The 6,773-nt window shown below is 59.2% G+C and carries 6 protein-coding genes and 1 pseudogene; 4 read left to right on the top strand and 3 right to left on the bottom strand.

Annotated features, from left to right (window positions below; genetic code table 11):
* Window positions 1–1,158 (top strand): heavy metal translocating P-type ATPase (locus P0D89_RS50170; RefSeq protein ID WP_408379241.1); only part of this gene is annotated, 1,158 nt, incomplete at its 5' end.
* A 909-nt stretch (window positions 1,159–2,067) separates the two neighbouring features.
* Here P0D89_RS50170 and P0D89_RS50165 read toward each other — a convergent pair.
* Entirely contained in the window at window positions 2,068–2,238 is a 171-nt protein-coding gene (locus P0D89_RS50165) for an RDD family protein (RefSeq protein ID WP_408379244.1), read from the bottom strand.
* Window positions 2,239–3,326: 1,088 nt separating this feature from the next.
* Here P0D89_RS50165 and P0D89_RS50160 point away from each other — a divergent pair.
* Both P0D89_RS50160 and P0D89_RS50155 read left to right on the top strand, forming a co-directional pair.
* Window positions 3,327–3,563, top strand: coding sequence for a hypothetical protein (locus P0D89_RS50160; protein ID WP_408361717.1), 237 nt, complete (start codon window positions 3,327–3,329; stop codon window positions 3,561–3,563).
* A gap of 571 nt (window positions 3,564–4,134) precedes the next feature.
* On the top strand, window positions 4,135–4,398 hold the full coding sequence (locus P0D89_RS50155; RefSeq protein ID WP_408361716.1) for a hypothetical protein: 264 nt from the start codon (window positions 4,135–4,137) through the stop codon (window positions 4,396–4,398).
* Between the two features lie 159 nt (window positions 4,399–4,557).
* Here the strand turns inward: P0D89_RS50155 and P0D89_RS50150 are convergent, their stop codons facing one another.
* Window positions 4,558–4,899 (bottom strand): cupin domain-containing protein, encoded by a 342-nt coding sequence (locus P0D89_RS50150; RefSeq protein ID WP_408361715.1) that lies wholly within the window; start codon window positions 4,897–4,899, stop codon window positions 4,558–4,560.
* 59 nt (window positions 4,900–4,958) lie between these two features.
* The gene (locus P0D89_RS50145; protein WP_408379239.1) at window positions 4,959–5,183 is read right to left on the bottom strand and encodes a hypothetical protein; all 225 of its coding nucleotides are present in this window, start codon (window positions 5,181–5,183) and stop codon (window positions 4,959–4,961) included.
* A 1,096-nt stretch (window positions 5,184–6,279) separates the two neighbouring features.
* Here P0D89_RS50145 and P0D89_RS50140 point away from each other — a divergent pair.
* A pseudogene (locus P0D89_RS50140) lies at window positions 6,280–6,502 on the top strand (hypothetical protein); the annotation flags it as partial.
* Window positions 6,503–6,773: the final 271 nt, after the last annotated feature.

The raw sequence follows: 6,773 nt of genomic DNA, 5'->3' as shown, positions 1-6,773 counted from the left end.
GTACTTGTCATTGCCTGTCCCTGCTCGCTCGGTCTTGCGACCCCTACCGCGATTATGGCGGGCACCGGCGTGGCGGCCCAGCACGGCATACTCATCAAGGATGTCGAAGCCCTGGAACTGGCGCATAAGATGAACGTAGTTGCGTTCGATAAGACGGGCACGTTGACCGAAGGCAAACCCAGCCTCGTCATATTCGAGCCGGCGCATGTGTCACGAAACGAGGCGCTGCGGCTTGCTGCGTCGGTTCAGCAGGCGAGCGAACACCCACTTGCCCGTGCGGTCGTCGCGGAAGCACAACACGAAGGAGTTGCACCGAGCAGCGTCGCAGACGTCGCAGCGCTGCCCGGTCACGGCATTGAAGCTACCGTGGACGAGCGGCAACTCGTCATTGGCAGTGACCGGTGGTTGGGCGGACGCGCTGTCGAGGTGCCGAGCGAATTGCAACAAGCAGCCAAAGAAGCGCAGGCCTCGGGTTTGACCGTGTCATGGTTGATTGAAACAAAACCCGATTCGCGCGTGCTCGCCTTGATGGCCTTCGGCGACGCCATAAAGGACACCGCGCGTCATGCTATCGGAGCGCTCTCAGAGATGGGCGTGCGCACGGTCCTGCTTACCGGTGATAACTGGGGTAGCGCGCAGCGCGTGGCAAAGGAACTGGGCATCGACGAAGTGCATGCAGAATTGCTGCCCGAGGACAAAGCGAACACCGTCGCCGCGTTGCGTAAGGCTGGCGCGGTTGTCGGTATGGTCGGTGACGGGATAAACGATGCGCCCGCGCTGGCAGCGGCTGACGTTGGCATTGCCATGTCAACAGGCACGGATGTCGCGATGCATGCCGCAGGCGTGACGCTGATGCGTGGCGACCCGTCGTTGGTGGCCGACGCGATTGACATCTCACGCAAGACGTATCGGAAGATTCGGCAAAATCTCTTTTGGGCATTCGTCTATAACGTCGTTGGCGTGCCTCTGGCGGCTTTTGGTGTGCTCAGTCCCGTCGTGGCGGGAGCCGCGATGGCCTTCAGCAGCGTTAGTGTTGTCAGCAACGCATTGTTGTTGCGCACGTGGAAACCGAAGGCAGGCAGGTCGGCGTCAGGCACTGTTGACATTGGCGCCGTTCAGGAAGAAAAAGCACGTGGTGCCTTAGCCACACCTCACTGAGCGGCGGCCTTCAGCGGAATAGCATGGATGGCCGGGCGCCGGAAGTGCGTGCATTTCCGTTGAGTCATTTCGCTGGCGGGTCAATTGCCGGGGGCAGGTGCTGCGTCCCGCCACCATAATCGTCAGTCGGTGCCGGCTCTGTGCGCTGAGCGACACCAGCAACAGATTCGCGGGTACATGGATAAAACGGCTCCTTCTTCAGACATTGCTCCTCCTGTTGCTCTGCGCCGCGCTTCCCATCAGTGGTGTTCGGGTTAGCCGACACACGGCAACCAGAGCCGCCTGACTTCGCTCCCAAAATCATCAGGACAACACCGACTATGAGGATACGTGCCGCACGAAGCGAAGACCTCGATGCCATCAAAGCATTGCTCGCAGAGAACGAGCTGCCGGCGTCCGACATAACCGCGGACTTGTTGACTTACTTCGCCGTGGCGGAAGACGCCGATGGTTCTGTGGTCGGTAGCGTTGGGCTCGAGCGATTTGGAAACAGTGCGCTGCTGCACTCGCTGGCGGTTGCGCAGACTCTCCGCAGCGCTGGATGGGAGGTCGCCTGCTGGCGCATGCGGAAGACGTTGCGCCAGCCATAAACATAACGGAACTTTGGCTGCTCACGACGACGGCCGTCGAGTCCTTCCTACGGGCCGGCTACACGGTGGCGAACCGAAGCAGCGCGTGTGCGGAATTGCTGGGCCAGTAAGCAGTTAGCAGAAAATTGAGTCCGGCGGGCGCGGTCTACATCAAGATGACCTTGTGGCGTTAATGATGGGCTTGCGGCAGTTTTCGCGCGCACTGAACGTTGGGCGCCGAGTCCCGAAGTTGGACCAAACGCGAAGGCTGCCGAACAAAAGCACGCGCGGTTCGATGCAAATGACCAATAGTCGCAGCCAAAGCCGAACGTGGCTTCAGCTACTTTTCAGGAAGACTGCCGTCTACGGGTCCGTCGTCAATCACAACGGTATTGGCTAGCCGGTCGTGCAGCGCCTGCTTTCGTTGGTTGAATAGCACCCACAAGAATCCTGCACCGCATGTCGAGAAGCTCAGCAGGTAGCCGAGTGTGCGCAAACCGGCTTGCCTCATTGTCATCGGTTTTCCAGTGTCGGCGTCGACAATCCGCATGTGTAATGCCCGTTTCCCCTGGTGAAGTACCCCATACGGCCCATAGTACGCCGGTAACGAGTATGGGTATGCACTGTCCGATTGCTAGCCACAGCGCGATTGACAAAGCGAAGGACTCCGGTGCCACGAGGATGTCAACTGTTGATGGACCGAGCGGGACGAAAAGTGCGATTACGGTCCACCAAATCGAATCGATGGCCAACGCGCTGGCGCGTCGCGAGTAAGAGGCATATCGCATCGGAAGCTTGGTATCAGACTAGCTAAAGTGGCATGTGAATCCGCGCGGCGCGACGGAGCTTGAGAATATATCTTGATTATCGCGTCAGCAAACGTCATCGGAGTGGGTGTGTGGCGTCCCTTGTGCCGGCAACCAGCCTTCTGCCACTCTGACGTCCTCATCCAGTTCGTCTCGCTGGATGCCCTCGCCTGAGCCCGAAATACGCAAGAGCTCCCGCTGAGATGGCGTCGCGGTAATTAGTCGCGGAGGCGAACTTGCGGCTCACGACCGTTTCTCAGCACCACGGTGAAGCTTATGTCATCACATAGGCTCGTTTGATTCGGAAGTGCTGCAGCGAAATAGCAAGACCCGAAAACCGGAGCGACCTGGACGGGCCGCGGTCGCCCGCTCGGGAAGATTGCGAGTGTGAAGGACCGCGCGTGGTTCCTCATGGACGGCAGTGCAGCACGGTCGACGCGGGCTGCTGCGAACCCAGCGCAAGCTCCGGGCAACTACGTGCGCGGACTGCAGCCCGAAGGTACCGAGAGCCGAAGAGCGGGGCATCATGGAGCGCGGACCGGCACCAGCTTGGCTCGCAGCCTTGAAAGACCGTACAAAGCTTTTGACTGTAGGTGCATCGGGCGGAACTGCCGCCAGCGCTGGCGTTGTAGCCAAGAACGGGCCGCAAAGAAGGGTAATTTGTGCAACGAACTGGCATCCGTGGCTCCGGAACGAAGCGTTCACGGCGCCGCCGCAGTCGGGCAGAGTTGCGGCCAAAATGGCAAAATATCGGCTCCGCTGTAGTGGCCGTTAAGCTTGCCAGGATGTTTCTTTGCTGTCAGATTCCTTCGAAGTACCGTCGTCCACTCATATCCCCGAAGCAGTGACGCTCACAATTCGCCACTTCGGCTGCGGCTCCGGGCAACGCACGCGCATCATCGACGACCACGCCGGCCTCATCGTTCCGAGCTACATGCTGAGGTTCCGCGGTTTCGAGATTCCAGTGTCAACCGAAGACACCGCAGGCACCCTCGAGGCGCGCATTCTAGCTTATCTCGTAGGCACATGAGGCCGCCTAGCGGCTGTGCCGCATAGGGCGACGTGCGCCGGTATGGCGTGGTCGATACCCGAGAGGAAAGAAGCAGGCGCAAGACAGAAACCGTAAAGCCGAAAACGGTTTGCACAGCGCGGGGCAAACCGTTCTACCGGAGCCTGCCTTATTGGCGCGCGATGCTTACCGCAGCAGACACACCTGCTGATGCATCTGCTGGCAATAAGCGCTCAAGGGGCCAAAAATGACAGCCGCCACATCCTGGTGAAGGTGCCACCGCTTTCGTCGTGAAGGATTTGACCTGACCGGAGAGCTCGAAGTCGACGTTGTGACTGCGACCCTCGGACGCATCCTTCGAAGCAAAGGCATAGGCGACCGACAGACCCCGGTTGCTCGCCCTGATAGAACCGCCGTAGACCGACCTGTGATTTGGAATGGCGAGTGACTCGCCGCGCGGCTAACAAACCGTTACAGGAGAAATGCCTGCAGTTTCGCCCTTCTGTTTTTTGGTCGCCTACCATTACGTGGATGGTATCGGACCGCTCGGGCGGATTGGGTAATCTGGACCCGTAATGCAAGGTAGGTAGGTATGGCTCTCCATGTGAAAGCGAGGCGCCCTGATGGAGCGCCGGCACCCCTTGGACTCAGGCTACGTCGGACGCTGAGTGCACATGAACTCGCGACGCTCTTGCTTCTACTTAATGCGCCTGTCGATGTGATGGCTGCGACGCCAGACGTAGTGGCGCTTCGCGAAGTCGGGCTGGTCCAACTGGTTGCATCGGAGCAAGGCGAAGCCAGGTTCGCACTTACAGCCGAGGGAAATGCCGTGTTGCGCGTGCTTGGCGCTGGATGATTCTGATTCGGTAGCTATCAAGCAGGTGTGGTGATGGACGCAGTCGTGTTGAAGTCGACTATCACCTGTCCGGTGTGCGAGCATATGAAGGACGAGTTGATGCTCACCGACGCCTGCGTGTGGTTTTACGCATGCGAGCATCCTGCGGGCCTAACCAGGCTATTGCGTCGGGCGTGGAATAACAGACCCGAAGAACACGACCCACGTCTGAAAGTCATCGCTGAAGGTTTCGAATCGATGTGGCACATGTGCAGCAACGAACAGAAAATCTCCGGTCTCGAAAGCAACAACTTCATCCTCGCGCCAGAACGTGCCGTGACCTGACGCGACAAAATATAACTCGTCGCGGTCGTGCGGTTGCTGCGTGTCGGGCGTGCGTGGCGAGAACAACTCCAGCGATACGCCTTGTCGCTCGAACAGTTCGATAAAGGGTAGGGGCTGCGCGGCGAGTGTGGCGCGCAATTGTTCATGCGATAGTTTGAGTGGATTGGATTCAGCCATGTTCGTTTCCCTTGGCCCGTCCACTGTAGCCAGCCCGGGACGCGACCGCGCGCGTCAATTTACGTCGGCCGGCCCGATAGGAGCGCATCGAACGCTTCACGTGCCTCTTTCAGTTCCTGCATCGCAGCTTCGAACCTGACAAGTTCGAGAGTCGATGGCTGGCCGTCGCCGTCTGATGCGAAGTGTCGTTCAAGAGCGGTGGACGCGGCTTGCACATCGCGCGCCGCGCTGACAACTCGCTCCAAGGCCCGTGCTTCGTCAGTGTTCGTCTTTTCTGTCGACATACGGCTCCTTTGCGCGGGATAGTCGACCGTCAGTGCGTATACTATTTGCCATGACTGTGAGATTCGTTCGCATCCCTATACGGTCAAATAGTCATGCCGCATGACTCCGGGCTCGCAACGAATTGTGCGCGCCTTTCGGAGCGTTGTCTCATCGAGTATGACTCCGCTTTGGCGGCCGAGAGTGTCCGCCCACGTGCCGCGGAAGCCGGGTGGAGCGGGTCTACGCAGTTGCACGAAATGCCCCGGCACTCTCCTATGCGCGTCCACACTCGGCAATTCGGCGCCGTGCGCGCGAACCGATGCAATCAACCTTGCGACGACAATCTCGTGGCGAACCAGGCGACGTCCATCAAGGACCAGCCGCGAGCGTAGCGCACGGTGGTCCCCGGCGTTACAGCAGGACGGACGCCGGCCATGACGACTCACGCGGCAAGGCGGTCGGAATCATCCCGGGCCTATTAACTCTCCGCCCAAAAGGGGCACGATGACTGGTTCTCTTCGCCGGTTTCTTCCGTTATTCCCGTCTGGCGCCGGCGCCGAGCCTTCGTGGCCCCTGTGTCAGCGTCCTGTTTGGAAATTGGTCATACGCGTGTCTGGTTGCGCACAAAATCGGGGCCACGACTTCATCGCGTAGCAGCAAAAGTTTTTTTGCGCCTTGCAGGCGGCAAACATAGGGTTTATACTTAATTTGTCTCCTCCATGTCTCCTCCTGATATGGATTCAACCCGCCGCTTGGCGGGTTTTTTTTATCCTGACGAGATATCGCGGACGTGGGCCGCGCGGGACCGTGCTAATCATGCGAGGCCCGGTTCTCAGGCCCTAAGTCTTGCTGCTTGCATGAATGGAGCGCCCTTCGCTAAAAGCCACGCACATCAGTCACTTGGCACGCTAGCTGGCGAATCATCCAGAGACTTGTGAACAATTCTTGTGGACCATGGACCCGCACCCCATTGGTAGGTGCTCGGCCGCCAAAACGGTCGGGATGCGAGCGCCGCTGGACACAAACCCTATCCGGGCTCACGGCATCTGCAACGGTACCGGGTCCGTCGGTCGTTGACCGGATTCAAAGCGCACGTCTACAGAAACCGACCGTCGTTCGTCGATAACGGACGAGCCGCTGATGGAGATTGCTGCAGCGGGACATGACCGATGTATTGTTCCCATAAAGCCTGAAAACCATCGATGCATGGCTGAATCCAGAGGGTTTTGACCGAGCAACGCAATACGCCATTCTGGATGACCGAGACCGGCCATGCTACGAACACCTTGGCTGCGTGAGATTGCCGCCGCCCCCACGTGTAATGTTGCCCTTGTCCTGAAGCTCGTCGGACACGACACCAGAAATCTCGAACGGAGCGGTGCGCAATTGACGAGTCGACGACTGGAGCAGGCTCGACGCCGTTCGGAGCGACGCAACACTAGAGGCTTTAGCGGGCTTTCGCCACGAGCACTAGAAGAGGCCCACCCATTCGTGCGAACCTCGAACTCAATCGCGTTGGTGCGGTCCGCACTTCTGTGCACAATGGCCGTTACGCCGACGCTTCTGCGAGGGCACGACTTCGTTCGGCCTTGAGCAAGCCTTCTACCACG

Origin of the sequence: Paraburkholderia sp. RL18-085-BIA-A (assembly GCF_046027075.1) — a bacterium.
In the GTDB taxonomy this organism is placed as follows: Bacteria; Pseudomonadota; Gammaproteobacteria; order Burkholderiales; family Burkholderiaceae; genus Paraburkholderia.
The sequence above is the reverse complement of the archived record's forward strand: the minus strand, read 5'-3'. Positions and strand labels throughout refer to the sequence as shown.

Excerpts from the sequence above, each read along its gene's own strand:
- P0D89_RS50165 (WP_408379244.1), bottom strand. The coding sequence starts at position 2,238 with ATGAGGCAAGCCGGTTTGCGCACACTCGGCTACCTGCTGAGCTTCTCG.
- P0D89_RS50155 (WP_408361716.1), top strand. The coding sequence starts at position 4,135 with ATGGCTCTCCATGTGAAAGCGAGGCGCCCTGATGGAGCGCCGGCACCC.
- P0D89_RS50150 (WP_408361715.1), bottom strand. The coding sequence starts at position 4,899 with ATGGCTGAATCCAATCCACTCAAACTATCGCATGAACAATTGCGCGCC.
- P0D89_RS50145 (WP_408379239.1), bottom strand. The coding sequence starts at position 5,183 with ATGTCGACAGAAAAGACGAACACTGACGAAGCACGGGCCTTGGAGCGA.